This is a genomic window from Paenibacillus sp. FSL M7-1455 (genome assembly GCF_038004655.1).
In the GTDB taxonomy this organism is placed as follows: domain Bacteria; phylum Bacillota; class Bacilli; order Paenibacillales; family Paenibacillaceae; genus Paenibacillus_AQ; species Paenibacillus_AQ cookii.
The window spans coordinates 1242875-1267373 of record NZ_JBBORO010000001.1 but is presented as its reverse complement, the minus strand read 5'-3'; the positions used below and the strand labels follow the sequence as shown (position 1 = coordinate 1267373).

The 24499-nt window shown below is 51.9% G+C and carries 25 protein-coding genes; 7 read left to right on the top strand and 18 right to left on the bottom strand.

Annotated elements, in window-relative coordinates:
* Positions 1 to 17 precede the first annotated feature (17 nt).
* The 14 genes from NYE48_RS05980 to NYE48_RS05915 form a co-directional block, all read right to left on the bottom strand.
* Positions 18 to 980, bottom strand: coding sequence for an ABC transporter permease (locus NYE48_RS05980; protein WP_212949119.1), 963 nt, complete (start codon positions 978 to 980; stop codon positions 18 to 20).
* On the bottom strand, positions 981 to 2060 hold the full coding sequence (locus NYE48_RS05975; RefSeq protein WP_036708616.1) for an ABC transporter permease: 1080 nt from the start codon (positions 2058 to 2060) through the stop codon (positions 981 to 983). It lies immediately after the preceding gene.
* On the bottom strand, positions 2060 to 3595 hold the full coding sequence (locus tag NYE48_RS05970; RefSeq protein WP_036708484.1) for an ABC transporter ATP-binding protein: 1536 nt from the start codon (positions 3593 to 3595) through the stop codon (positions 2060 to 2062). Before NYE48_RS05970 ends, NYE48_RS05975 begins: the two co-directional genes overlap by 1 nt.
* A gap of 116 nt (positions 3596 to 3711) precedes the next feature.
* A complete protein-coding gene (locus NYE48_RS05965; RefSeq protein WP_340997475.1) occupies positions 3712 to 4746 on the bottom strand; it encodes a BMP family lipoprotein in 1035 nt (344 codons plus the stop codon).
* 421 nt (positions 4747 to 5167) lie between these two features.
* Complete coding sequence (gene rplT, locus NYE48_RS05960) at positions 5168 to 5527, bottom strand: 50S ribosomal protein L20 (protein WP_036708477.1); 360 nt, start codon at positions 5525 to 5527, stop codon at positions 5168 to 5170.
* A 30-nt stretch (positions 5528 to 5557) separates the two neighbouring features.
* A complete protein-coding gene (gene rpmI / locus NYE48_RS05955; RefSeq protein ID WP_036708474.1) occupies positions 5558 to 5758 on the bottom strand; it encodes a 50S ribosomal protein L35 in 201 nt (66 codons plus the stop codon).
* Between the two features lie 18 nt (positions 5759 to 5776).
* Positions 5777 to 6274: a translation initiation factor IF-3 gene (gene infC / locus NYE48_RS05950; protein WP_036708471.1), complete on the bottom strand. Its 498-nt coding sequence runs from the start codon at positions 6272 to 6274 to the stop codon at positions 5777 to 5779.
* 267 nt (positions 6275 to 6541) lie between these two features.
* Positions 6542 to 7780: a glycosyltransferase family 2 protein gene (locus NYE48_RS05945; protein ID WP_036708467.1), complete on the bottom strand. Its 1239-nt coding sequence runs from the start codon at positions 7778 to 7780 to the stop codon at positions 6542 to 6544.
* Between the two features lie 471 nt (positions 7781 to 8251).
* Entirely contained in the window at positions 8252 to 8668 is a 417-nt protein-coding gene (locus NYE48_RS05940; protein WP_036708465.1) for a hypothetical protein, read from the bottom strand.
* Positions 8669 to 8680: 12 nt separating this feature from the next.
* Positions 8681 to 9097 (bottom strand): hypothetical protein, encoded by a 417-nt coding sequence (locus NYE48_RS05935; RefSeq protein WP_036708462.1) that lies wholly within the window; start codon positions 9095 to 9097, stop codon positions 8681 to 8683.
* Positions 9090 to 9608 (bottom strand): MauE/DoxX family redox-associated membrane protein, encoded by a 519-nt coding sequence (locus NYE48_RS05930; RefSeq protein WP_212949123.1) that lies wholly within the window; start codon positions 9606 to 9608, stop codon positions 9090 to 9092. The genes NYE48_RS05935 and NYE48_RS05930 overlap by 8 nt, the downstream gene beginning before the upstream one ends.
* Positions 9605 to 9991, bottom strand: a complete 387-nt coding sequence (locus NYE48_RS05925) for a hypothetical protein (protein WP_212949124.1) — start codon at positions 9989 to 9991, stop codon at positions 9605 to 9607. The genes NYE48_RS05930 and NYE48_RS05925 overlap by 4 nt, the downstream gene beginning before the upstream one ends.
* On the bottom strand, positions 9988 to 11781 hold the full coding sequence (locus tag NYE48_RS05920; protein ID WP_340997466.1) for an ATP-binding cassette domain-containing protein: 1794 nt from the start codon (positions 11779 to 11781) through the stop codon (positions 9988 to 9990). The genes NYE48_RS05925 and NYE48_RS05920 overlap by 4 nt, the downstream gene beginning before the upstream one ends.
* Complete coding sequence (locus NYE48_RS05915; protein WP_340997464.1) at positions 11765 to 12247, bottom strand: hypothetical protein; 483 nt, start codon at positions 12245 to 12247, stop codon at positions 11765 to 11767. Before NYE48_RS05915 ends, NYE48_RS05920 begins: the two co-directional genes overlap by 17 nt.
* 853 nt (positions 12248 to 13100) lie before the next feature.
* Here NYE48_RS05915 and NYE48_RS05910 point away from each other — a divergent pair.
* From NYE48_RS05910 to NYE48_RS05900, 3 genes are all read left to right on the top strand, one after another.
* The gene (locus tag NYE48_RS05910; protein WP_340997463.1) at positions 13101 to 13604 is read left to right on the top strand and encodes a LytTR family DNA-binding domain-containing protein; all 504 of its coding nucleotides are present in this window, start codon (positions 13101 to 13103) and stop codon (positions 13602 to 13604) included.
* A 198-nt stretch (positions 13605 to 13802) separates the two neighbouring features.
* The gene (locus NYE48_RS05905; RefSeq protein WP_036708445.1) at positions 13803 to 14330 is read left to right on the top strand and encodes a phosphatase PAP2 family protein; all 528 of its coding nucleotides are present in this window, start codon (positions 13803 to 13805) and stop codon (positions 14328 to 14330) included.
* Between the two features lie 51 nt (positions 14331 to 14381).
* Complete coding sequence (locus tag NYE48_RS05900; RefSeq protein ID WP_036708443.1) at positions 14382 to 15515, top strand: UDP-N-acetylglucosamine--LPS N-acetylglucosamine transferase; 1134 nt, start codon at positions 14382 to 14384, stop codon at positions 15513 to 15515.
* 137 nt (positions 15516 to 15652) lie between these two features.
* Here the strand turns inward: NYE48_RS05900 and trmB are convergent, their stop codons facing one another.
* Both trmB and NYE48_RS05890 read right to left on the bottom strand, forming a co-directional pair.
* Complete coding sequence (trmB, locus tag NYE48_RS05895; protein ID WP_036708440.1) at positions 15653 to 16402, bottom strand: tRNA (guanosine(46)-N7)-methyltransferase TrmB; 750 nt, start codon at positions 16400 to 16402, stop codon at positions 15653 to 15655.
* Positions 16403 to 16609: 207 nt separating this feature from the next.
* Positions 16610 to 16798, bottom strand: coding sequence for a hypothetical protein (locus NYE48_RS05890; protein WP_036708437.1), 189 nt, complete (start codon positions 16796 to 16798; stop codon positions 16610 to 16612).
* A 266-nt stretch (positions 16799 to 17064) separates the two neighbouring features.
* Between NYE48_RS05890 and NYE48_RS05885 the strand changes: the two genes are divergently transcribed.
* The 4 genes from NYE48_RS05885 (at position 17065) to NYE48_RS05870 (ending at position 20751) form a co-directional block, all read left to right on the top strand.
* The gene (locus NYE48_RS05885) at positions 17065 to 18018 is read left to right on the top strand and encodes a TIGR01212 family radical SAM protein (RefSeq protein ID WP_340997458.1); all 954 of its coding nucleotides are present in this window, start codon (positions 17065 to 17067) and stop codon (positions 18016 to 18018) included.
* Positions 18019 to 18603 carry a class I SAM-dependent methyltransferase gene (locus NYE48_RS05880; RefSeq protein WP_212949134.1) on the top strand — a complete coding sequence of 195 codons (585 nt, stop codon included), beginning with the start codon at positions 18019 to 18021 and terminating at the stop codon, positions 18601 to 18603.
* 127 nt (positions 18604 to 18730) lie between these two features.
* Positions 18731 to 19702, top strand: a complete 972-nt coding sequence (locus NYE48_RS05875; RefSeq protein WP_212949136.1) for a type I phosphomannose isomerase catalytic subunit — start codon at positions 18731 to 18733, stop codon at positions 19700 to 19702.
* A gap of 89 nt (positions 19703 to 19791) precedes the next feature.
* The gene (locus NYE48_RS05870) at positions 19792 to 20751 is read left to right on the top strand and encodes an alpha/beta hydrolase (RefSeq protein ID WP_340997454.1); all 960 of its coding nucleotides are present in this window, start codon (positions 19792 to 19794) and stop codon (positions 20749 to 20751) included.
* A gap of 76 nt (positions 20752 to 20827) precedes the next feature.
* Here the strand turns inward: NYE48_RS05870 and NYE48_RS05865 are convergent, their stop codons facing one another.
* Together NYE48_RS05865 and recQ are read right to left on the bottom strand one after the other, a co-directional pair.
* Positions 20828 to 22609, bottom strand: coding sequence for a B12-binding domain-containing radical SAM protein (locus NYE48_RS05865; RefSeq protein ID WP_212949140.1), 1782 nt, complete (start codon positions 22607 to 22609; stop codon positions 20828 to 20830).
* Between the two features lie 18 nt (positions 22610 to 22627).
* Positions 22628 to 24490, bottom strand: coding sequence for a DNA helicase RecQ (gene recQ / locus NYE48_RS05860; RefSeq protein WP_212949142.1), 1863 nt, complete (start codon positions 24488 to 24490; stop codon positions 22628 to 22630).
* Between the last annotated feature and the right edge of the window lie 9 nt (positions 24491 to 24499).

The window sequence follows — 24499 nt, the reverse complement described above, 5'->3', positions numbered from 1 at the left end:
CACTTGCATATAACGTTTTACCGTTTCCCCGGATCGTACGGTTCCCCGAGCGAAGCCGGAGCGGAAGATCTTCCGACCGCGGCGACAAGCACGATAACCGTCAACACGTAAGGAAGCATGTAGATAAATTCCTGAGGAATTTCCTTCGACCAAGCAAACAGCTGGAAGTAGTTCCCGATCGCTTGCGAAAAGCCAAAAAACACGGCGGCCCCAAAAGCGCCCAGCGGATTCCACTTCCCGAAGATCATCGCGGCGATCGCGATAAAACCTTGGCCGGAAATCGTATTATGCGAAAACGTATTGGTCGTCGTCAACGTAACGGTCGCCCCGCCGAGCGCCGCCAAAACGCCGCTGACGATCACGCCGATGTAGCGCATCCGCAGCACTTTGACGCCAACGGTGTCCGCGGCGCTCGGATGTTCGCCGACGGCGCGGAGACGCAGGCCGAACGATGTTTTGTACAGCACGTAAAATACGACCAGCACCAAAATGATCGCCAAATAGGTCGTGATATAGTTGTTGAACAGCCCTTCCCCGATAATCGGAATATCCGACAGCAGCGGAATCGGCACCTTCGCAAGCCCTTCCTTGAGCAGCGTCGTTTCGCCTGCCCCTTCAAACAAGAGCTTCACCATGTACAGCGTGCTTCCTGCAGCCAAAAAGTTAATGACGACGCCGCTGATGACCTGATCCGCCTTAAACGTGATCGAAGCGACGGCATGAATCAAAGAAGCGATGCCACCCATGACCAGCGCGGCCAAAATGCCGATATACGGCGAAGCTGCGCCCATGCCGGCATCCTCCGCATAAAACGACGCCACGCCGGCGGCAAACGCGCCAAAGGTCATAAAGCCTTCAATCCCGATGTTGATGACGCCGGAACGTTCAGAGAAGATGCCTCCCAATGCGGCAAAAATGAGCGCGGTAGAAAAAACAAGCGTCGTATTAATCAGCTGGCCAATTGTTGTCATCCAATCCATTTACAACACCTTCTCTTTCTTGCGCTTAAGATAGAAGGGCTTAAGAACCCAGCGCACGATGCCCTGTGCGGCAATAAAGAATATGATCGAACCGATGACGATCCGGATGATTTCGGGCGGCACTTCCGCCCCGAAGCTCATGCCTGCCGAACCATATGTCAATATGCCGAACAACGATGCGGACAACAAAATGCCGAATGGATGGTTTAATCCGATCAATGCGACGGCAATGCCGTCAAAACCGATTCCCGGGGATCCGGTGAAAATCGCTTGATAGTGGAATACGCCCAATACCTGGAACGCTCCGCCCAAACCGGCAAACACGCCGCTGATAAACATCGCTTTGACGATATTCTTTTTTACGCTCATGCCCGCATATTGGGCAGCATGCCCGTTATGGCCGACGGCCCGGAGCTCGTATCCTTGCTTGCTTTTCCACATATAGATAAAAAAGAATACGGCTGCCAAAATGGCGATGATCGTGCCCCAATGCATGCGCGCATTGTCGAAAGCCGTAGACAACCAGCCGATGGAAATGGATGCGGTATCCTTAATTTCCTCGGATCGTTGCTGGCCTTTTTCGAGAAGGAAGTTACGCACGATGTAGTTGCTGAAGTACAGCGCCGTCCAGTTCAGCATGATGGAAATAATAACCTCGTTGACGCCGCGTTTCGCTTTCAAGTAGCCGGTAATGCCGGCCCAAATGCCGCCGGCAAGGCCGCCTGCAATGATGGCTACAAGCGCATGCACGACGATCGGCAAACCCGACAGCTTGATGCCTACCGCCGTGGCAGCCGTCATGCCGACGATGTATTGCCCTTCGGCGCCGATATTAAACAGGCCTGCCCGGAATGCAAACGCGACGGCAAGCCCCGTCATGATCAACGGCGTGATTTCGCGGATCGTTTCCCCGAAATCATAAACGTTGCCAAAAACGGTCTTAAACAGGGAACCGTATGCGAGCAGCGGATCATAACCGCCGATCAGCATAATGATCGCCCCGACGATAAGGCCCATAACGACGGCTACAAGCGGCACCAGGAGGCTGTTCACGGAAAAAATCTTAAACAATTTGCTCATCATGCTTTACCCCCCGATTTCTTGCTGCCCGCCATCATGAGACCCAGCTCCTGATCGTTGGTTTCCTCAGGCAATACCTCGCCCACGATTTGCCCTTCGTAGATGACGGCAATCCGGTCGGAAACGTTCATGATTTCATCCAGCTCGAAAGAGATCAACAATACGGCTTTGCCTTGGTCGCGTTGGGCAACCAGCTGCTTTTGCACGAATTCGATCGCGCCCACGTCCAGACCGCGGGTCGGCTGGGCAGCAATCAGCAGGTCCGGATTTTTGTCTATTTCCCGGGCTATAATCGCTTTTTGCTGGTTACCGCCCGACAAGGAACGGGCTTTTGTCTCGATGCTCGGCGTTCTGACGTCAAACGCCTCGATCAGCCGTTTCGCCTGCTTGTCGATTTCCTTTTTGCTCAAAAAGCCGGCTTTGTTATACGGCGGCTTGTAATACGTCTCCAACACCATGTTTTCGCTCATCGAAAAATCAAGGACAAGCCCGTGTTTATGGCGGTCCTCCGGAATATGGGACACGCCGCTTTCCGTAATGAAGCGCGGACTTTTGTTCGTGATGTCCTTGCCGTTGAGCATAATGATGCCGCTGTCGACCTGGCACAGCCCGGTGATCGCTTCGATCAGCTCGCTTTGTCCGTTGCCGTCGACGCCGGCAATCCCGAGGATTTCACCCGCACGAACGTTCAAATTCAGGCCGTTCAGCACGGAAACGCCCTCTTTGTTTTTCATCGTCAAATTTTGCACTTCGAGAACGTTTTGTTTCGGCGAAGCCGGCTTTTTGTCCACTTTAAAAGAAACGCTCCGTCCGACCATTTTCTCCGCCAGCTCATTCGGATTCGTCTCCGAGGTTTTGACGGTATCAATGACCTTGCCGCGTCGAATAATGGTCACATTATCGGAAATCTGCATGATTTCTTTCAATTTATGCGTAATGAGAATAATCGATTTTCCCTCTTCGACGAGACGTTTCATGATCCCCATCAGATCGTTGATCTCTTGCGGGGTTAAAACGGCGGTAGGCTCGTCAAAAATAAGGATATCCGCACCGCGGTAAAGCGTCTTCAAAATTTCGACGCGCTGCTGCATCCCGACGGAAATATCTTGGATTTTGGCATGCGGATTTACCTTCAGCCCGTATTGATCCGACAGCTTCTGGATCTTGGCGACCGAAGTTTTGTAGTCCAGCTGGATCCCCATTTTTTTCGGTTCCATGCCCAGCACGATATTTTCGGTTACGGTAAACGGCTGGACGAGCTTAAAGTGCTGATGCACCATCCCGATCCCGAGTTCGATCGCTTTGTTCGGGCTATCGATAATGACTGGTTTGCCGTTTACTTCGATGCTTCCTTCGTCCGGCTGGTACAATCCGAAAACGATATTCATGAGCGTGGACTTGCCCGCGCCATTTTCGCCGAGCAATGCATGAATTTCTCCCTTATGCAGCTTTAAGCTGATAGAGTCGTTGGCAACTATGCCGGGAAAGCGTTTGGTTATTTGCTTCAACTCAACGACAGGGGTCGCTGCACCCATGAGATCACCCTTTATCATGATTTGGTTTCAGGCAAAAAGCAAAGAAAAGGCCAGTTATACAACCAGCCTTGTCGTTTCGCAACTTTGGATCCGTTAGATGATAAGCTCAGGCAGTATTATTCTTCAGGGACTTTGATTTCCCCGCTGATGATTTTCTCTTTGAACTCGTCAACGGCTTTCAGTACGTCTGCAGGAACGTTTTTGCTGGAAGTGTCCGCAAGACCTACGCCGTTTTCTTTCAAGCCGAGAACCTCGGAGCCGCCTTTAAATTGACCGTCGATCACTTCTCTTGTGACTTTGTCGACAGCCGTCGTTACGCCTTTAACCATCGAAGTCAACGTTACGTCATCTCCGAATTCAAGGGATTGGTCTTTGTCGACGCCGATGACCCAAACTTTGCTGCCGCCGGCTTTGTTGCGGGCGATCGCTTCGTTGAACACGCCGGTACCCGTAGCGCCGGATGCGTGGAAAATAATGTCTACGCCGTCGTTGTACATCGTTGCTGCCGCTGCTTTACCTTGGTCAGGTTTGTCGAAAGCGCCCGTATAGTTGATTTTGACTTCGACACTAGGGTTCGCAGCTTTGACGCCGGCTTTGAAACCAGCTTCAAAACGTTTGATGACAGGAATTTCGGAGCCGCCTACGAAGCCGACTTTGCCTGTTTTCGTCATTTTGCCTGCAACGACGCCCACGAGGAATGCGCCTTCGTTTTCGGCAAACGTGATGGAACGAACGTTAGGGGAATCGACAGTAGCGTCAATGATTGCCAAATGCGCGTCAGGGTTTTGGTCCGCCACGGTTTTCATGTCTTGGCCGAGGTCGAAACCGATGCCCCAAGTCAGATCGTATTTGCCTTTAACGTATTTATTCAGATTCGTCACGTAATCTTCTTTGGATTTACTTTGCAAGTACTGAGCTTCGATGCCTTTGTCTTTTTTCAAAGCATCGAGAGCTTCCCAAGCGGATTCGTTAAACGATTTGTCGTTTACGCCGCCCACGTCGGTAACCAGGCCGACTTTGATGCTCGACTTCGCGTCGCCTGCAGGCTCGCTGCCGGTTGCGCCTGTCTCTTCTTTCTTTTTGCCGCAGCCAGCGAGTACCACTGAAAATGCGAGCAGCATGATCAGCGACAACTTGAACATTTTCTTCATTGCTGTATGTCCCCCTAAAAATTTTTTTGTCCTATCATTTGCGCAAGATCCCTTCTACCAATTAATTTACCACCTATCAATTAGAAATAGAGAGCTTGTTTCAAACGTGGACATTTTACATTCAGATTATACAATCTCGTATCCTCAAAATCCAGCAAATTTGCGTCGGAATCCAAAACTTTTTTTGAATAAAAGTAAAAGAAAGCGCTTTAGGAGTTTTGAATATAACAACACATGTCATATTTATCCCGAAATACATGTTATATATAAGCGATAAGCGGTAATTCCTTGGCTTTAATTCATTTGATCTCTAAATCAACGTCATGTTTTCTGACACAAATAGAAGTTATGCCCCATAACGGCCCGTTTCGAAGCATAAAAAAACCGCCTTACGGCGGTTTTTCCATTTAATGTTAAACAATTACGCGTTGATTTTTTCTTTCGCAACGGTTGCGATCGAGTTGAACGCGTTGATGTCGTTCACGGCGAGATCAGCCAGCATTTTGCGGTTGATGTCCACGCCTGCCAATTTCAAACCATGCATCAGTTTGTTGTAGGACAAGCCGTTCATGCGCGCAGCCGCATTGATCCGGACGATCCACAATCTGCGCATGTTGCGCTTGGTTGCGCGACGGTCACGGTATGCATATACCAAAGACTTCATCACTTGTTCGTTAGCTGTTTTAAAGATGCGGTGTTTGGAACCGAAATAACCTTTTGCAAGTTTCAATACTTTTTTATGTCTACGACGAACAACGAATCCGCCTTTTACTCTTGCCATAATAATAAACCTCCCAAAATTGTGTTATAACTATTTCAAGTTAGCCAAGCCTTGCTTCAAACGTCTTACGTCTCCAGGAGCCATCACCGGGTTGCCGGCGAGCACGCGTTTAGCGCGTTTGGACTTGTGGGACAGCAAGTGGTTTTTGTAAGCTTTGTAACGAGTTACTTTACCGGAACCGGTTACTTTGAAGCGGCCTTTCAAGCTGCTGTGTGTTTTCATTTTAGGCATAGTACTTCCTCCTCAGGACTATTGGGCTTTTGGAGCCAGAATCATAATCATACTGCGGCCTTCCAATTTCGGTTGGCGTTCGACGACGGAAAGTTCGGCAACCTCCGTTTTGACGCGTTCCAGAATCTTTTGGCCGATGTTGGCGTGAGTGATCTCGCGTCCGCGGAAACGGACGGAGCATTTCACTTTGTCGCCTTCTTTCAAAAACTTGACGACATTGCGAAGCTTGGTTTGGAAATCATGCTCCTCAATGTTAGCTCGGAACCATACTTCTTTGATATCCACGATTTTCTGATTCTTACGGGCTTCTTTTTCTTTCTTTTGCTGCTCATAACGGAACTTGCCGTAATCCATGATGCGGCACACCGGAGGCTTGGCCTGCGGCGCCACGTTCACCAGATCCAGATTCAAATCCGCCGCCATCTGGAGAGCTTCCCGAATCGGCTTGATGCCGATCTGTTCCCCGTCAGCTCCGACCAGACGAACCTCTTTCGCCCGAATTTCCTCATTAATCATATGATCCTTACTAATAACCGTCCACCTCCAAATTCGAATGGTGATGCTTTTGCAAAAGCAAAAATAAAAGGGATACCGGTGTCTACGACCAGCATCCCTATGATCAATTCTTCATGAAATTTTGCATTCATAAATCATCGGATCATGACCCGCCAACCTTCGTCGGCCAGGTGAGAAGCTGGTGCCTCTGCTTGCAAATCCATTTTGTTTTAACGTACTTGAGTAATGTACCACAGAGGACAAGCCTTTGTCAACAATAAATCATCCTTATCCCTGCTTGCTTTGCACTTCTTCCAGACGAACCACGCGAGTATGCTTCGTATGGCTCCACTGTTTGTTGTTTTGCGTGAAGAACGCCCAGAACGTGATCGGCCACCAGGAGATCAGGAAAATCGGATAAAACACGAGTCTGAGGTACGTTTTCCACGGCACCTTTTCCAGATACATGGCCAGCGGACATTGCATGATCCCGTAGATCGAGAACGGAATCGACACCCAAAGAGGCAGGTATCCGTAAATCGAGATCAGGTTCAGATCCGTCGGAAGCATGTAATTGATGTAATAAATGATCGTCAGCAGGAACCCGATCAGGAAGTTGTATGAGTTGAACACGTACAGAGCCGCATCGATTTTCGTCAAGCTGCGCTCCTTGATGCCCTGTTTGAGCAGCGGGAACATATACTTCCGCGTAACCTCGAAGTGGCCTTGCATCCAGCGCAGGCGCTGTCTGGCCGACGCTTTGAACGTCAACGGCTTTTCGTCGTACACCCGTGCGTCGAAATTGATTTTCGGATAGACGTTGCGCTGAATGCAGCGTACCGTAAATTCCAAGTCCTCGACCAGGCTGGTCGCGCCCCAGCCCATTTCCTTCAGAAGCTTGCTTTCGAAGCACATCCCGGTGCCGCCAAGGAAGTTGGAGAGGCCAAGATTGTATCTCGGAAGCTGCCACAAACGGTTACAGAACCAGTAGTTGATCGCGTTCGACGCACTGATCCAGGAATCGTTAGGGTTTTTCGTATCCAAGTATCCTTGAATGACCTGCTTGCCGTTGCACAAGTCATCGTTCATGTATTGCAGGAAATCGACGTCGACGAGATTGTCGGCATCAAAAACGACGACCGCGTCATACGACTTCGGCATTTTCCACAGCTTGTCGAGCATCCACTCGAGAGCATAGCCCTTGCCCCGTTTGTCCGGGTTATTTCTGACGCAGGCGGTTACGCCCTCGAAGCTGTTGGTGATTGCTACCGTATTGTCGGTACAGTTATCGCAAATCACGAAAATATCGTACATTTCTCTTGGATAGCGCATCTTCTGTAAATTTTCTAACAATGCGCCGATCACTTCTTCTTCATTGTGCGCTGCGACGATGACAGCGAAAGTTTTTTGCGGAGAATGCGATTTGGATTCTTTTTTGCGATACCATCCGAAAAAGGAAAGGACCAGCTGATACAGTCCCACAAGCCCGAAAAACACTTGGAGAACGATCATAATCTTTTCAAACACTCTCTTGACCCCCCATATCCTTGTTGAGTTGTACCCCTTTTTTATTCTCGATGCTTTAAACGGCCATTTTTATTTTTGTACTGGCATCCGTTATTTTCAAAATCCGAAAACAAAAAACGTATACTGATTGTCGGCCATATGACAGCTCATTGTCAAATTGCCATTTAAGAGCTTAAGCCAAAAAACATTGTCAATCAAGATGTATTTGCCCAACTTACCTCCCTTTATCATGAATTATCTTAGTTTTTGCTTATTTTTGAACTTTTAACAAAAGTTTATGATTAAAAAAAGGCACCCACTACCTCTTTAACCCACTTTTGGGTACTTGAATCATTTTAATCGCTTCTTCAGACGAAGTCAAAAATTCGAAAACGAGCGCATGACAGCGGAAAAAACGCAAACAAAAGGGACCCTTGAATAAGGGGCGGTGAGATTTCAAAACCCGAGCTCCCCTTCATGGTCCCACAACGCTCACGATCGATGCAGTGACGGAAGTTTCGAAAAATGCAAATTTTTGTCTTCGCATTCCAATGCATATGTATATTTATAGACAGGTTGTCCATGATTAAACAAAACGATTGAAAATTCTCCCTCTTTGCAGTGGACCGTTTGAAGCGTGCAATGGGTCTTTAATTCCGTCTTGCCGGCCACGATCCGGTTCTTCTCCGTAAAGGCGACGAGTTGCCCTTGATCGTCGTACAGCTGCAGCTCGATTTCAAGCGGTTCGTTAACGGTCAAATCCTGAAGATGCACGACGACCCGCAGATTCGAAACGTAAGGAAGGGTTTCAACGAGAACGGACGGGACGGGTGCAGAATGGTTAAGCTTCATGCCTTGTTCCGACTGCACCATTTCGCAATAATCGACGATAAAACAGGAAAGTTTCACGAAACGCACTCCTTACATGATTTTTTTGACCGATGCCTTGGAATAATTCAGCCTGAGCAGGCTAGGATACTTTTTGACGTCCAGCGCCTGCGCCAGTTCTTTGCCTGCATCCCCGCAAACGATCATATGGCCCGGTAATTTTTTTCGAAACAGATTCATGCGGTATTCGGGGGCATGATAGCACACGACGGCCGTTCTGCCGGAATCGTAAGCGGCCCGGTTGCGCAAAAATTCGGGTTCGGATTCGGCGTCGATAAAAATAATGTCGAATGCCGTTTCCAAATCCGCTGCCGGCACCTGGTTCCTGTAAAGCATCTCCCCGGTTTTCAGCAGCTTTTCAAGGGCGGCGGCCCGCCTGACGTACCCTATCAAAAGAACGGCCAGCCCCAAGGAGACAAGGCTCAGCGCATATGGGAGCGTTTCAAGCATGAATCCCCTTCCCCCTTTTGTACCAATACTGCTTGATCAGGACCGCGAACAGCGAGCCATTCGCCAAAACGGCATACATCATGACGTTTTCCGATAGAGAAAAGCGCGGGCTCGCCTGAAACGTCCAGCAAAACAGGATGAGCGCGATGATGACGACATTGCGCCCGATGGCGTAAAGCTTGTTCGTCGGTTTGCGGCTCTGTCCGAAACAGTTGCAGTGCACCGTCTTTTTTTCGAACGATACTTTGAGCAGCGCGGCGACAAACGTCGTCATGAGCGCCATGGTCAGGACAAGCGTAATGACCCGGCCGAAAGCAAACACGATCAATACGGATGCCGCAAACTCGCCCAAAATAAACAAGTAAGCGGCCGCGGCGATCGCCCGGTCGTTGGTTAGGATGCCGAATTGCCGGATGCTGATCTTGAATTCGCCGACATCCAGGCTTTTGGAAATGGCGGATATGCAAAATACGAATACCAAAAGGCACTGGCCGATCGAAGACAGGATCATACCAAACACTCCGAAACGAGCCGGTCCTCGTATTTCTCCCACTCCGTCAAAGAGGCTCCCAGCACTTTTTGGCGGTTTTTGACCAAAATCATGTAGGGGAAAGATTCAACGTCATACGTCAGCGTCGCATCTTCCGGCTCCAAATAGACGATCGGAAAGTCCCAATGAAAATAGGCCTTCAGGTCCCGATGCTCCTCTTCATCCCCGTTGCAGAACAGCACGAGTCCCATTTCAGGGATTTTGCTGCGGAGAACGCTGATTTGCGGCAAAAACTCGACGCAATGGTTGCAGAATAAAGACACGAACAGAAACAATTGGGGGCGGCCGTCGTTGAAGCGGATCTCATTGCCTTCAAAGTCGACGACCGAAGCAAAATCGGTCATGGGTAAGCGACCTCCTTTTCCTGCTTGTTGTACAGCTCTTTTTGTTTCATCCACATATCGAAATAATAGCCTTGGGCATGGACGAGATCCGAATGGCTTCCGACTTCCTTGATTTCGCCGTTTTGCATCACGACGATCTTGTCCACGTTGGCCGCAATGCCGATGCGATGCGTAATGACGATTAGCGTCTTTTCGCCGGACGCGTCCAGCAAACGGTTAAGCAGCTCCAGCTCGCTATTGGGATCGATGGCTGAAGTAGGCTCGTCCAAGACGACGAGCGAAGCTTGTTTGAACAGCGCTCTTGCCAGCGCGATTCTTTGCCACTGGCCTCCCGAGAGATTGATGGAATCCTCCGTCAAGTAGCCAAGCTGCGTTTCGAGGCCCCGCTCCGGAAGCATGATATTCGCGATCCCGAACGCATCGGCGAGTTCGTACAGCCTTTGGTCGTTATGGATCTCCTTCAGATCGGATAACGCGATATTGTGGCGAATGTCGAGTTCATACTTCGAGAAATCCTGAAACACCGCGCTGACCTGGTTCCATACCGATGGCAGATGGATGTCGTTCAAATCCGTTTGATTGTAAAATACGCTGCCGGGCTCCGGCGGATATAACCCCAATATTAGCTTGACAAGGGTGGTTTTGCCGGATGCGTTGTCGCCTACGATGGCGATTATTTCGCCTTTGCGGATCGACAGGCGAATGCCGTTTAAGGCATTTTCGGTTCGGTTCGGATATCGAAAAGAGAGATTCCGGACCGCGATCGACTGGATCTCGCCGATGACGCTGCCCCGGGAACCGGCGTCTCCGCCTCCGGCAGACAGCATGTCCCCGGCCAGCCGGAGATAACTGGTGTTCTCGTAAAATTTTCCGCCAAGATTAAACAGGTTCAATATATTGGATTCGATCAGCGGCGCGGCCATGGTGATGGCCATGTAATCGCCGATCGTCAATTTTCTATTATAAATGTAATAGATGATCAGGACGGCAAGCCCGAGTTTGAACAAACCCGACAGGATCTTGCTTATCGTAACGAAAACGATTGTCTTTTTTTCCAATCCGTATTGCAGTTCAAAGGCCTCCCGTTTCCTTTCAAGCCAAAGCTTTTTAAAGAACGGGTATGCCTGGTTTACCATCATTTCCTTATGCGCCGCAAAATTGCTCAACAACTGGTACAGATAACCGTACGTACGGTGCGAAGTTTGAAGGACGTTCGTGACTTCGACTCGGTTTCGGATCGTCTTCAGCTCCAACATGCCCCTAGCGACGCACACCGCCAATAGACAGATCATCGCAGCCGGACTTAGATTGCGCAGCAAATAAAGAGAAAGAGAGATGCTGACCAGCAGCGAAGCCAAGGACAGGAACGATTGGTAATTGCTTTCGATTTTGGACAACGCGAATTCATTGAATTGCGCCTTGCCGTGAAACGACGGATTTTCCTTTTCCACGAGATCGATCGAATAATAATAATCCAGCAATCTCGTTTTTTGCCGAAGCGTGAACTTTTCCGTAAACGCCAAGTTGAACTTTTGCTGAAGCTGACCCAGTACCGTTACCGCCAGTTCCATGCCGACGATAAGAACGATCAGCCGGAGAACCCCGCCGAACTCGAAGTTCGGGGAAGAGAGGTCGTTGATCAGCGCGGAGCCGAGATAAATCGAAGCATTCATCTGGAAAGGAATCGCGGTCAGCATCAAGAGGCTGAAGAAGAAATAGGTTTTGTCCGCGATCCACACTTCCTTAAAAGATAAAGCGAACAATCCGAGCCCTTCACGAAATGTTTTCATTCAAAATGCTCCCGGAACCGAACACCTCGATCAGCGGCGAAATCTTGCGCGTCAGACTCTCGTAAGTATTGAACAGCCCGCCTCCGACGATTTGGCCAACCTTATTCACGGCATATACCAGCGGAACCGCTTCGACTCTGATTTCCTTGAACAACACGGTCAGATCCGATTTGAAAACTTCAAACCCGGGATACATTCTTTCAATCTCACTTGCAAAATCGTCGTCGGCATCCACAAATAAGTACGTTTTAAAACGAAAGGTTTCGGAATATTGGCTTAACAGCGAAAAATCGCATTTTTCGCAAGTTTTGCTCATAAAAAAGATCACCGTTCCGGTCGGCCCGAAATCGATCGCGGCTTCGTGCCCGGCTCGGTCAAACGCAAACGGGGTCGGCATGTTCTCCCCGATCGGAATCGGCGCCATCGTCCGCTTCTTAAGGAATTTCATATATTCTTGTTCCTGCATGTTCGCGTCACCCTTTCCGGAGCATGGATCAAACAGGCGCCCAAAACCTTGGGCACCTGTCGATATGGCCTGCATGACTAGCAACAATTTCCCCATTCGGAGTTGCAGTATTTCCAAACCTGGATCGAACCGTTTTGGTAGCAAGGGGTATAGTACTGGTAAATATAACGTGTTCTGACGCAATCCGTGCTGGATACGCAGCCGCTGTCGTCACCAGGCACCGGGGTGCCGCCGGACATTCCGCTTGGGCAACTGTATTTACATACCATATTATGAAACCTCCTTTGTTTTTTGCCGGCCAGGCAATAGGAACGTAGCTACATGATTCATGATATATAATTTTCCGACTCTAGTTAACAGTTTTTGGGTAAAACACTAATATCTGAGGATATGTGGTACATCGTCTGACGAAACTCCTCAATTCATGTAGTTCAATGTCGCATTTTCCTTTTATATTCCTATTTTTGATTTATTCATCATTAATTAGTATAATAATCAACAGATTCCATATATAGGTAATTTAGGTAAACATATTCTTTTTGTTCCCTTGCGATCACGACTACGATTAGGAGGTTAATCATTTGCTGCCCTATTTTCCGGATGTAGCCGTCTATTCATCGAACTATTCATTGAAAATCAAATTGTCAGCTCACCTCAAAAACAATAGGGTATACAACCTGAAGAATCCCAAGGAGTTTCTGGATTCGCCCGTAAAAACGACGGTTTTATCTTCATATGGGAATTATCCAAGTCCACGCTATGCCATCTGCGGATTTTGTTAGCGAAACTGTGCGAACAGGAAAACAACATCGAAATTCTGTGCCTGTGCGGCGATGAGGATTGCGGGGAATTCATGAAAAAAATGATTTCTTATGCCAACGAAAAGCCGCTTCGGCTTCATTTTTCCGGCTATAATACGTTGTTGTCATCGATCAAGTTGGCGTCCAGCCGCCTTCTGGAAAGCAAATTGGCCGCAATTGCCGAAAACGAAGACCGTCTGAACTACATTACGCTCAAGCATGACAACAAAAAGCTGATCCTGGTCGAAAATCTCATCAAATGCTTGGAGAAAACGGGCAAAAACGTTATTCAGGTGACCTTGTCCGACAACGAGAAGATCGACAGCACGTCCAATTTAAAAGACATCGCCAGCCAATCGACGCCATGTCTCTTTCAGTGCCATAAAAGCTTCCTGGTCAACATTAAATATATCCAAGCGATTTCCCCGAACGAATGGAACCATTACGACATCACCCTGGATGGCGAGCTGACAATTCCGCTGTCGAAAGGCTTCTTCCCGCACTTTACCGTTGCCAAAAACCTCCTTAAGTCTTCGGCAATCCAAACTTTTCGTTAAACGGGCGGGGCCTCCCCTCGGATCCAACCGCATACTCCCCGTATACGTTTCAGGGGTCATTTTCAGGACTAATTGTTCCGAAAATGACCCCTTTTCGCGATCGTTCTTGAAAAGCCGACGGATTCAAAATATGATAAATTCATGAAAAAAATATCAAACCAGCGCCCGCTATGGCTAAACTACGCCCGGAGGTATCCCATGATCCGTCTTATTCAGAAATTAAAACGTTTGGACCAACAGTTATTTACAAAGGTGAACAGCAGCTTGCACCGGAGCATGGTAAATCGCTGGCTTTATTATATTACCCATATTGGCGGCGCTTGGTTTACGATCTTGTTTTCCCTGTCCATGTGGCTTTTGGCGCCCAAACCGTGGAGCACATACGGACTGCAGGCCGGCGTGGCGCTCGCATTAAGCCATATTCCCGTAGCCGTGTCGAAAAAAACATGGCCCAGGCAACGGCCGTATTTGACGCTGCCGGGGACGAACACGTTTCGCAATCCGCTGACGGACCACTCATTTCCGTCGGGCCATACGACCGCCGTTTTCTCGCTGGTTACGCCTTTTGTGGCCGCATGCCCCGTTTTGGCTTGGGTCCTGGTACCGGTCGCTTTGTCCGTCGCCGTATCCCGCATGTATTTAGGCCTGCACTATCCCTCCGATTGCCTCGCAGGCGCGACCATCGGGACGGCCGTTGCCGCGGGAACGGTTGCATTATGGCCCTAAAGCGGATAAGGTGTAATTAGACCAAAACAAGCAGGAACAGGTGAATTGAGAGTGAGCAAAAAAAGGGTATTGTTATTATCTGAAGGCTTCGGTGCTGGACATACTCGAGCTGCGTACGCACTCTCAAGCAGTCTACGCAAACTCTCACCGAACGTTCAGACGAGAGTCCTTGAACTTGGAAGTTTTTTGAACCCGAAGGTTGCGCCTTTGATCATCACCGCATATAAAAAAACCGTGCTTTCGCAGCCCAAGCTGGTCGGCATGATGTACCGCCATCAATACAACAAATCATTGAACCGTTTTACGACGCTTGCGCTGCACCGCATTTTTTACACGCATACGAAAAACGTCGTCCACCAGCTGCGGCCGGATATCGTCGTCTGCACGCATCCCATCCCGAGCGCCGTCATCTCGCGCCTGAAGCGGCTCGGAGAGCAAATATTGCTGTGTACCGTCATCACGGACTATGACGCGCACGGCACATGGATCACCCCGCAGGTCGACCGTTATTTGGTTTCCACCCAGGAGGTGCGGGCCAAAATGATCCACCAAGGGGTTCCCCCTTCCAGAATCAAGGTCACCGGCATCCCCGTCCATCCCAGCTTCTGGGAGCATCCCGGGAAGGAAGAAATCCGCGAACGCTTCGGGCTGAAGGACATGCCTACGGTCATGGTGATGGGCGGGGGCTGGGGCATCATGAACGACGAGGTCATCAACGATTTTTTGACCCGCTGGAAGGACAAGGTCCAGATTCTGTTCTGTCTCGGCAATAACGAAAAAGAGCTGAAAAAGCTGGAGCAGGACCCCAAATACAATCATCCCAACATCCATTTGATCGGGTTTACGCTCGAAGTGGACAAGCTGATGGAAGTGTCGGACCTCCTCGTCACGAAACCGGGCGGGATGACCTGCACGGAAGGTTTGGCGAAAGGCATCCCGATGCTGTTCCACCATCCCCTTCCCGGGCAGGAGGAAGAAAACTGCCATTATTTCACCGCGCAAGGGCTGGGCGAGCCGATTTCGTCGCTGGACGTCATCGTAAAATGGATGGACAAGCTCGTCGGCGATTTGGACGGCATCCGGCGGCGGCGGGAAGAGCAGCTGCAGAGCATTGCCCGGTACCGCCCGATGGAAAGCGCGCATAGCATCATCGAAATGCTGGATTCGAAAACGGTGTCCTCCTGAGAAGGAAGGCGCCGTTTTTTTGCGCTTACAAAAAATCCCCGCAAACGGGCCCCGCGGCCAAACCGGCCGGCGCACGTTCGCAGGGATTGTTTTTTGTTATAAAAGACCGGGCTGCATCGCAGCTCTAGGTTCCCTCGTTATTCCTGCCCGCTTTTGTTCGCTTGAGGCTTGTCCTGCAGGCGGTAATTGTCGAGCCGGTGTTCCTGGTAACGCTGCAGCGCTTTTTCCCCGACGATGGCCTCGCAGCGGTGGATGTTCACGCCTTGCCCGTGGAATTTCGTTTCGTATTCGGTCATGACATGCTGTTCGTTGGGACCTTCGCGGTGAAGGTTTAGCGAAATGTTCGTCATTTGCAGGCCGAAATCGGCAAAAGCGTTCAACGAAAACTCGAACAGCGTCTGCGAGTCGGTCTTGAGATGAATTTCTCCGTTTTCGTTCAGCAAGCGGCGATATTTCTCCAAAAAACGGGGATGTGTCAAACGGCGGCGGGCATGTCTCGCTTTAGGCCAAGGATCGCTGAAATTCAAAAAAATCCGCTCGATTTCCCCTTCTTCGAACACGTCCTCCAAAAATTCCACGTTCGCAAGCGCGAGCCGCAAATTCGGGGGCGTTTCGACATTCCGCTCGGACCAGGCCAAACGGGCCTTTTCGCTCGCCCGGCGGATCAGTTCGTCATACATATCGATGCCTATAAAATTAATGTCCGGATAACGGAAGCTCATCTGGCTGATAAACTGGCCTTTGCCCATGCCGAGCTCCACGTAAATGGGACGGTCGTTGCCGAATAACGTATGCCATTTTCCTTTATGGGACCGGGGATCAAGAATAACGAAGCCGGCCTGGGCCTCCAAATTCTCCCGGATTCCTTTTCTGCCGCGTAAACGCATTTCATACCTCCACTTTCATCGCTTTAATATCCGCGCAGGTATTCGCGGACAGCTTACTTGCAATATTGTGCCGAAGATACACTCAAATGTAAAGAGCATCCCCGGAAAAAAAGAAAAAGAATTCCGGCCACCCGGCAGCGATGCCAAGGGGCGCAGAATTCCTTTTCCAAATCTATTTGGAATTGGGGTCCAACGAATTCTTTGTTGTTAGTCTAACCTATCTTGATACTGAAAATCAAATGTCTTTTCGAAGGCTTTGCGAATTTTTCGATGCGCCTCCGCTTTCACCTCCGGATTTCCGTTAAATTTGACGCCCGTCAACGCAAGCGCCTCCTCCGGAGTCAATTCCACAGCAATTTTACCTTTTCCTGAAGCTTCTGCGGTTAAATAACTCATCATGATCACCTCACGGATTATGGTTGCCGAGATTCGTTTCTTTTATGAATCGGTGCCGGTTTTGCGAAAACAGGAGCGCTCCGACTCTCACTTTTAATATAACATTTCATGTAAGTTTTTTCAATAAATCATATGCCCGGCCGCCGATAAAAATGACTCGGTTTCGCCCTCTCATACCCTTCCCCGATTTTTTTTGCTACAATAGAGCAAGCAGTAAGCCATAACGGTTTAACCTTTGCTGATACGCCAAAAAGGAGCAACTTTACATGCATTCGAAAGCAGCAAGCCCTCCGCTTCTATGGGAAGATAAAAGGTTCCATACCTGGAATTACGAAATGCGCCGCGAGTTCGACGAAAAGGTGTTCAAGGTCATGCTCGATGCCGGCTTCACCTGCCCGAACCGCGACGGCACGATCGCCAGGGGCGGCTGCACGTTCTGCAGCGCGCGCGGATCGGGAGACTTCGCCGGCAAACGCCGTGACGACCTCGTCACCCAATTCAATGAAATCCGGGACAAACAGCACCTGAAATGGCCGAACGCGAAGTACATCGGATATTTTCAGGCTTACACGAATACCTATGCGCCGTTAGAGGTGCTGAGGGAATATTACGAAACGATCCTGCGGCAGCCCGGCGTCGTCGGCTTGTCGATCGCGACTAGGCCCGATTGCTTGCCGGACGATGTCGTCGAATATTTGGCCGAGCTGAACCGGCGGACCTACCTCTGGGTCGAAATGGGGCTGCAAACGGTCCACGATTCCACTTCCGAGCTGATCAACCGCGCCCATGATACGAAATGTTTCGTGGATGCCGTCGCCAAGCTCCGCAAGCATGGCATCCGGGTCTGTGCCCACATCATTTACGGACTTCCGCAGGAAACGCATGAAATGATGCTCGAAACCGGATACGAAGTATCCAAAATGGGCGTGCAGGGGATCAAGATCCACCTGCTCCATCTCATGAAAGGCACGCCGATGGTACGCCAGCATGAAGCCGGCTTGCTCCGCTTTCTGGAGGAGGACGAATACATCAAGCTTGTCGTCGACACGCTCGAGATGCTGCCGCCGGACATGATCGTCCATCGCCTGACGGGCGACGCGCCGCGCAAGCTGCTGATCGGACCGATGTGGAGCCTCAATAAATGGAAAGTGCTCAACGGCATCGACGCCGAACTGAAAGCGCGGGATACATGGCAAGGGAAATATTGGAGGAACGCGTAAATGGGTTTTTTATCCGTACTCAGCTTCGCGCATAAGCAAATCGAAGGACGCCTGGCGCCCGGCGACATCGCCGTCGACGCCACGGTCGGCACGGGAGCCGACACGGCGTTCCTCGCCAAGGCCGCAGGGCCTAAAGGCCGGGTGTACGGCTTCGATATTCAAGAGCAGGCGCTTCGCCTTGCCGAGGAACGGCTGTCCCGGGAGCCTGCCGGCGGCATGGCTTCCGTTTCCCTGTTTCTTGCAAGCCACGCGCGGATGACGGCATACATCCCCCCGGAGTGCCGGGGCCGCGTCGGCGCCGTCATGTTTAATCTGGGCTATCTGCCTGCGACGGATGCCGACAAACATATCATAACGAAAACGGAAAGCACGCTTGAAGCGCTGGAAGCCTCGCTTTCGCTGCTCCGCCCCAAAGGGATCATTACGGCCGTGCTGTATCCCGGCCATGCCGGCGGGGCTGCCGAAGCGGAAGCGGTGACGGCCTGGGCCTCAAGCCTGCCCCAGGATACGTGCCAGACGGTGATGTACAGGCAGCTTCAGCGAAACGACGCGCCGTACGTCGTCGCGATCGAAAAAAAGCGGTAAACCGCGGGTGGCACATCCAAGCATGTGCGCCTGAAACATATAGATCTCGGATCTGACGAATCCGAATGCAAGCGGTTTGATTCAACGAATCATGTTCAGATTAATGACTTGAAAGGAAGATGCAGCTATGACACAACCTTATCCATTATTGTTCCAACCCGAATTCAAAGAACGCGTATGGGGCGGCCGCGCCCTTGAACGTTTCGGCCTCACCCCTCCGGAAGGGCATATCGGCGAAGGCTGGATGATCGCCGATCATCCGAACGGCACCACGACCGTCGTCAACGGCGAACTGGCCGGAAAAGGACTCGATCAAATCCGCGAAGAGCTCGGCAAGGAATGGTTCGGCAGCAAAGGCTTTTCCGAGAAAAACGGGCGCTTTCCGCTCCTGATCAAGCTCCTCGACTGCAACGACAACCTGTCCGTGCAGGTTCACCCGACGGACGACTATGAAGGCCTGCCGAAAGGCGAGCTCGGCAAAACGGAAATGTGGTACGTCCTCGACGCCAAACCCGGGGCCAAAATCATTTACGGCCTGAAGGAAGGCGTCACCCGCGAAAGCATGAAAGCGGCGCTGGAAAACGGAACCGTCATGGATACGCTGCGCGAAGTATCCGTCGAAGCCGGCGACACGTTCTACATCCCTGCGGGTACGGTTCACGCCCTTTGCGCGGGCGTCGTCGTGGCGGAGATTCAGCAAAACTCCGATACGACCTACCGCATTTACGATTATGACCGTCCGGGCCTGGACGGCAAACCGCGCGAGCTTCATATCGAGGATTCCCTGAACGTTACCGCGTTCGAAGGCTCCGGCGCAACGACGATGAAAACGGGCGGCCTGGGTGCCGGAGAATGGCTGCAAATCGCCAAATCGCCTTATTTTATCGTGGAAAAAGGCATCGTGGACGGCTCCTGGAATTTGAACACGACGCCGGAAAGCTTTACGATCCTGGTCGTATGCGACGGCAGCGGGAAGCTGGGCTGGAACGGCGGTTCCCTGGACATCAAGGCGGGCCAATGTTTCCTTCTTCCGGCCAACCTCGGCGCATACACTTTGGAAGGCAACGCAACCGTGCTTCGTTCTTATTTGCCGGAATAATCTATTCGCTTTTATATATTTTCGAACCTCGGCAGCCGATCCTGCGGCCGGCCTGAGGGTTCCTAATGGATAACGAGGAGGGATGGCGCATGCTTGAGCAGACCTTTGCGATGACAGATCCTCATGGAACGAAGCTTCATGTCTATCAGTGGCTTCCCGATCCGGAGGCCGAAATCGCCGGCATCGTCCAGATCGCCCACGGCATGTGCGAAACCGCCGAACGTTACGGCCGCTTCGCTTCGGCGCTGACCGGCAAAGGATATGCGGTATACGCCCATGACCAGCGCGGACACGGCTTGACCGCCGGTTCGCTCGAGCGGCTGGGAGACGTCGGAGAAAACGGATTTCAGCTCATGGTTCAGGATATCGTCCAGCTGGGCCGGCTGGCGCGAGCTCAGCATCCCCGCGCCCCCTTGTTCCTGATGGGGCACAGCATGGGATCCTTTCTCGTGCAAAAGGTCATCATGACGCGATCGGACGGGTACGACGGTTTCATTTTATCCGGCACCAACGGTCCGCGCGGCATGCTTCGCGCAGGCAAAACGCTGGCCTCCCTGCAGCGGGCGCTGCAGGGCGATTCGCATCGCAGCCTGATGATGAACGCCATCGTGTTCGGCGGATTCAATAAGGCCTTTGCCCCTAACCGCACCCGGTTCGATTGGTTGTCGCGCGACCCGGCCGAAGTCGACCGTTACATCGAAGACCCTTACTGCGGGGCGATTTGCACGACAAGATTTTTCCGGGATTTTTTCGGCTTGCTCCAGGAAATCCAGCAACCGGAAGGGTATCAAGGCATTCCGAAGCATAAGCCCGTCTACCTGTTCAGCGGGGAAAGAGATCCGGTCGGCCTGAACGGCCGGGGGGTCCGCCGCCTCGAAGCGGTTTACCGCAACCTGGGTCTGGCCGACGTGGAATGCCGGCTCTATCCGGAAGGACGGCATGAAATGCTGAACGAAGTCAACCGGGACGAGGTTACGGCGGACGTCATCGACTGGCTCGACCGCCATACCCCGTCTTCTTTGCAAACGAGTTCCGGAGAGGAAGCATAACCCTTTCCACGCAAAAACGCTCTCGGTTCCATAAAGTTCGACTTTATGGCCGAGAGCGTTTTTTTTCGTTAAGGAATCAGCTTTGCGCCGAGCCGGCCGGTTCCAGCTCCATCGTGTAATAGACCGGCTGCTCGCTGTCATCCTGCTGGTACAGCACCATCAGAAGCTGCCGCAGCGGCGTTCCTTCCGGCGTTTCGCCCGTACCTCCCGCCAGCACGTCTTCCAGCCTGAAAGGAAGCACCTCCAGAACGGCATGCTTTTGCAGCTCCCTTTCGCCGATTCCAAGCCCCGCGAAGCTGCCGGATACGTTTTCGGGATGATCCAGCACCCGCCGCATCAATGTGCTCCACTCCTGTTTATCGATCGGCTCGCTCCACCAAATTTTGCGCGGCTTGTATTTGTGGTTCAGGAAATAATCCAGCTTCATCAGGCCCAGCGCCACGTCCATCCGCCGGATGCCCCGATGCGCGAGAAAAGCGGACAGGCGCGTGAACAGATCCTCCAGCTGGTGGCCGATTTTTTGCCATCCCTGCCCTTCCCAATAATCGCCGAATTCCTGAAAGAAATCGAACGGCGAGTCGAATTCATGCTTCATTAAATAGTTCAGCGTATGATCCATCCGGTGCGCGTTCCAATATTTCTCGAGCACGTCCTCGAGCCTTTTCAGCCGCACGATGTCTTCGAACGGAAGCTTATGGCTGCCGAGAATTTCGTAAGGCGCCTGATCCATGTAAGTATATTCGTATTTTTCGGCGTCGCGCCGGAGGCCGGTCCCGCGCAGCATTTTCAGAAAGCCGAGCTGCAGCTCTTCCGGCCTGAGCGCAAACACGTCGTTGAACGTTTTTCGGAACGTGTCGTAATCTTCCTCCGGCAGGCCTGCGATCAAATCGAGATGCTGCGCGATCCGGCCGCTGTTTTTGATGATATTGACGGTCCGGGACAGCTTCTCGAAGTTTTGCCGGCGTTTGACCAGCACGTTGGTCGGGTCGTTGGTGGACTGCACCCCGATCTCGAAGCGGAAGATGCCGGGCGGCGCGTTGTCCGCCAAAAATTGCAGCACCTCGGGACGCATGATGTCGGCCGTAATTTCGAACTGGAAAATGCAGCCGCGGTTATTTTCGATCAGGAACTTGAACATTTCCATCGCATAGCTGTGGTTGATGTTGAAGGTCCGGTCCAAAAACTTGATCACTTTGGCGCCCTTGTCGATCAAATACGTAATATCCGCTTTGACCCGCTCAATGTCGTAATAACGCACCCCGTTTTCGATGCTTGACAGGCAAAACTGGCATTGGAACGGGCAGCCCCGGCTTGTTTCGAAATAAACGATCCGTTTGCCGAGGTTCGGAATGTCCTCCTGAAAACGGTGCGGGGACGGCAGCGAATTCAAATCGCTTTTCGGGCGGGGCGGATTGATGATCACCTCTTCCCCTTTCCGGTAGGCGATGCCGTACACAAAATGGTATTTCCGGTCGCCTTCGATCACCTGCAGCAGATGATGGAACGTCTCCTCGCCTTCGCCCATGACGATAAAATCGACGCCTTTCGCGCGCTCCATCCAAAACCCCGTGTCATAAGACACTTCAGGACCGCCGAGGACGATTTTGACTGCGGGCATGACCTTTTTGACGATGTCGATCACCCGGAGCGTCTCTTCGATGTTCCAGATGTAACAGGAAAAACCGATCACGTCGGGGCGCCGCTGGAACAAGTCGGAGACGATGTTCATCACCGGATCCTTGATCGTATATTCCGCCAGCTCAATGTCAAACGCATGCTCGCTGTAGGCCTTCAGGAGGCGGATCGCCAGCGAGGTGTGGATGAACTTGGCGTTTAAGGTCGATAAAATGACTTTCATGGGTTCACATTCCTTCTATTATTCATAATCGCCGTCGTAACGGTCGTCGCCCATCTCCCGGAAAAAATCCAGGAACGGCTTGCCGTATTTGCGGTATTTCACTTCGCCCACGCCTTTTACTTTCAGCATGGCTTGTTCGGTCTGCGGGCATACCACGCTCATCTCGCGAAGCGTCGCATCGTTGAAGATGATATAGGAAGGCACGCGCTCCCGCTCCGCAAGCTCGCGCCGGATCAGGCGCAGCTGTTCGAACACCGTCTCGTTGACGGCCGACGGCGAATAGTCTCTCCGCGAACTGCCGGAGCGCCCGCCCGTACCGTCTCCGGAAGCCGCCTTGGCCGGCAGGCGCTGCATCACCTTCCGCTGCCCTTTCAGCACCTCCGCAGCCAGCGGCTGAAGCTTCAAGACCGGATATTGTCCCTCCGAGAGGGATAAGTACCCTTCCGAGGCCATGACGTTAATGATCTCCGAAATTTCCTTTTCCGTCCGGTCCGACATCGCGCCATAGGTCGACAGCTCATCGAACCGGTATTGAAGCACCTTCTTGTTGCGGGAGCCCTTCAAAACGGCCGCCACCATGGATACGCCAAACCGTTCGCGCATGCGGTGGATGCAGGAAAATATTTTTTGCGCATCGATCGTCATGTCGACCAGCTCGCGTTCGTCCGTGCAGGAACTGCAGATCCCGCAGGGCTTGTCCTCATGCTTTTCCCCGAAATAATCGAGCATGGCGCTCCGAAGGCAGCGTGTCGTATAGCAGTAATCGACCATCTGCTGCAGTTTGCGGTAATCGTTGGCTTTACGCTCCGGGTCCTGCGGATTTTGCTCGATCAGAAACTTTTGCGTGATGATGTCCTGGGCGCCGAACAGCAAAATGCACTGGCTCGGTTCGCCGTCGCGGCCCGCGCGGCCCGCTTCCTGGATGTAAGCCTCCATGTTTTTCGGCATGTTGTAATGGATGACGTACCGTACGTTCGATTTGTCGATCCCCATCCCGAATGCGTTGGTCGCCACCATGACCCGGATATCATCGTACAGGAAAGCCTCCTGACTTGCCGCCCGCTCCTCGTCGCTCATGCCGGCATGGTATCTCCCCGCGGCCAGCCCGTTGCTGCGCAAACGTTCGTACAAATCGTCCACGTCTTTGCGGGTGGCGGCATAGATGATTCCCGGCTGATGCGAATGAACCTCGGCATATTTCATGACAAAATCGCGCTTGTTTTCCCCGCGCAGCACCGACATCGCCAAATTGTCGCGGCTCAGCCCCGTGACGAACACTTCGGGCTTTTCCAAACGGAGCAGCCGAACCATATCGTCCGTGACCTCCGGCGTGGCCGTGGCCGTAAAGGCGGCGACGATCGGCCGGTCGCGAAGGCTTTCGACGAACGGCGCCACCGCCAGGTAGCTCGTCCGGAAATCATGCCCCCACTGGGACACGCAATGCGCCTCGTCCACCGCGACGCAGGAGATGGAAAGCTGGTTCATCTCGTCGCGGAACCATTCGACCTCCAGCCGCTCCGGCGCCACGTACAGCAGCTTCAAATCGCCGCGTTTGGCGGCGCGGATCCGCTCGTTGACTTCCTTGCCGCTCAGCGTGCTGTTGATGTACGCAGCCGGAATGCCCATCGCCGTTAACGCATCCACCTGGTCCTTCATCAGCGAAATCAGCGGCGAAACGACCAGCGTCAGACCCGGCAGCATCAGCGCCGGAATCTGGTAACAGATCGATTTGCCCCCGCCCGTCGGCATGATGCCCAGCGTATCGTTTCCTTCCAGCAGACTGAGGACGATCTTTTTCTGGCCCTCCCGGAAATCCGGGTACCCGTAATAGGTTTGCAGCAGCTGCTGCGCCCTCTCCATCGTCATCGTTTCCACACTCATATATTTAAA

Coding starts and splice junctions, on each gene's coding strand:
- NYE48_RS05980 (WP_212949119.1), bottom strand. CDS start 980: ATGGATTGGATGACAACAATTGGCCAGCTGATTAATACGACGCTTGTT.
- NYE48_RS05975 (WP_036708616.1), bottom strand. CDS start 2,060: ATGAGCAAATTGTTTAAGATTTTTTCCGTGAACAGCCTCCTGGTGCCG.
- NYE48_RS05970 (WP_036708484.1), bottom strand. CDS start 3,595: ATGGGTGCAGCGACCCCTGTCGTTGAGTTGAAGCAAATAACCAAACGC.
- NYE48_RS05965 (WP_340997475.1), bottom strand. CDS start 4,746: ATGAAGAAAATGTTCAAGTTGTCGCTGATCATGCTGCTCGCATTTTCA.
- rplT (WP_036708477.1), bottom strand. CDS start 5,527: ATGGCAAGAGTAAAAGGCGGATTCGTTGTTCGTCGTAGACATAAAAAA.
- rpmI (WP_036708474.1), bottom strand. CDS start 5,758: ATGCCTAAAATGAAAACACACAGCAGCTTGAAAGGCCGCTTCAAAGTA.
- infC (WP_036708471.1), bottom strand. CDS start 6,274: ATGATTAATGAGGAAATTCGGGCGAAAGAGGTTCGTCTGGTCGGAGCT.
- NYE48_RS05935 (WP_036708462.1), bottom strand. CDS start 9,097: ATGCTTGAAACGCTCCCATATGCGCTGAGCCTTGTCTCCTTGGGGCTG.
- NYE48_RS05930 (WP_212949123.1), bottom strand. CDS start 9,608: ATGATCCTGTCTTCGATCGGCCAGTGCCTTTTGGTATTCGTATTTTGC.
- NYE48_RS05925 (WP_212949124.1), bottom strand. CDS start 9,991: ATGACCGATTTTGCTTCGGTCGTCGACTTTGAAGGCAATGAGATCCGC.
- NYE48_RS05920 (WP_340997466.1), bottom strand. CDS start 11,781: ATGAAAACATTTCGTGAAGGGCTCGGATTGTTCGCTTTATCTTTTAAG.
- NYE48_RS05915 (WP_340997464.1), bottom strand. CDS start 12,247: ATGCAGGAACAAGAATATATGAAATTCCTTAAGAAGCGGACGATGGCG.
- NYE48_RS05910 (WP_340997463.1), top strand. CDS start 13,101: ATGAAAAAAATGATTTCTTATGCCAACGAAAAGCCGCTTCGGCTTCAT.
- NYE48_RS05905 (WP_036708445.1), top strand. CDS start 13,803: ATGATCCGTCTTATTCAGAAATTAAAACGTTTGGACCAACAGTTATTT.
- trmB (WP_036708440.1), bottom strand. CDS start 16,402: ATGCGTTTACGCGGCAGAAAAGGAATCCGGGAGAATTTGGAGGCCCAG.
- NYE48_RS05890 (WP_036708437.1), bottom strand. CDS start 16,798: ATGAGTTATTTAACCGCAGAAGCTTCAGGAAAAGGTAAAATTGCTGTG.
- NYE48_RS05885 (WP_340997458.1), top strand. CDS start 17,065: ATGCATTCGAAAGCAGCAAGCCCTCCGCTTCTATGGGAAGATAAAAGG.
- NYE48_RS05880 (WP_212949134.1), top strand. CDS start 18,019: ATGGGTTTTTTATCCGTACTCAGCTTCGCGCATAAGCAAATCGAAGGA.
- NYE48_RS05875 (WP_212949136.1), top strand. CDS start 18,731: ATGACACAACCTTATCCATTATTGTTCCAACCCGAATTCAAAGAACGC.
- NYE48_RS05870 (WP_340997454.1), top strand. CDS start 19,792: ATGCTTGAGCAGACCTTTGCGATGACAGATCCTCATGGAACGAAGCTT.
- NYE48_RS05865 (WP_212949140.1), bottom strand. CDS start 22,609: ATGAAAGTCATTTTATCGACCTTAAACGCCAAGTTCATCCACACCTCG.
- recQ (WP_212949142.1), bottom strand. CDS start 24,490: ATGAGTGTGGAAACGATGACGATGGAGAGGGCGCAGCAGCTGCTGCAA.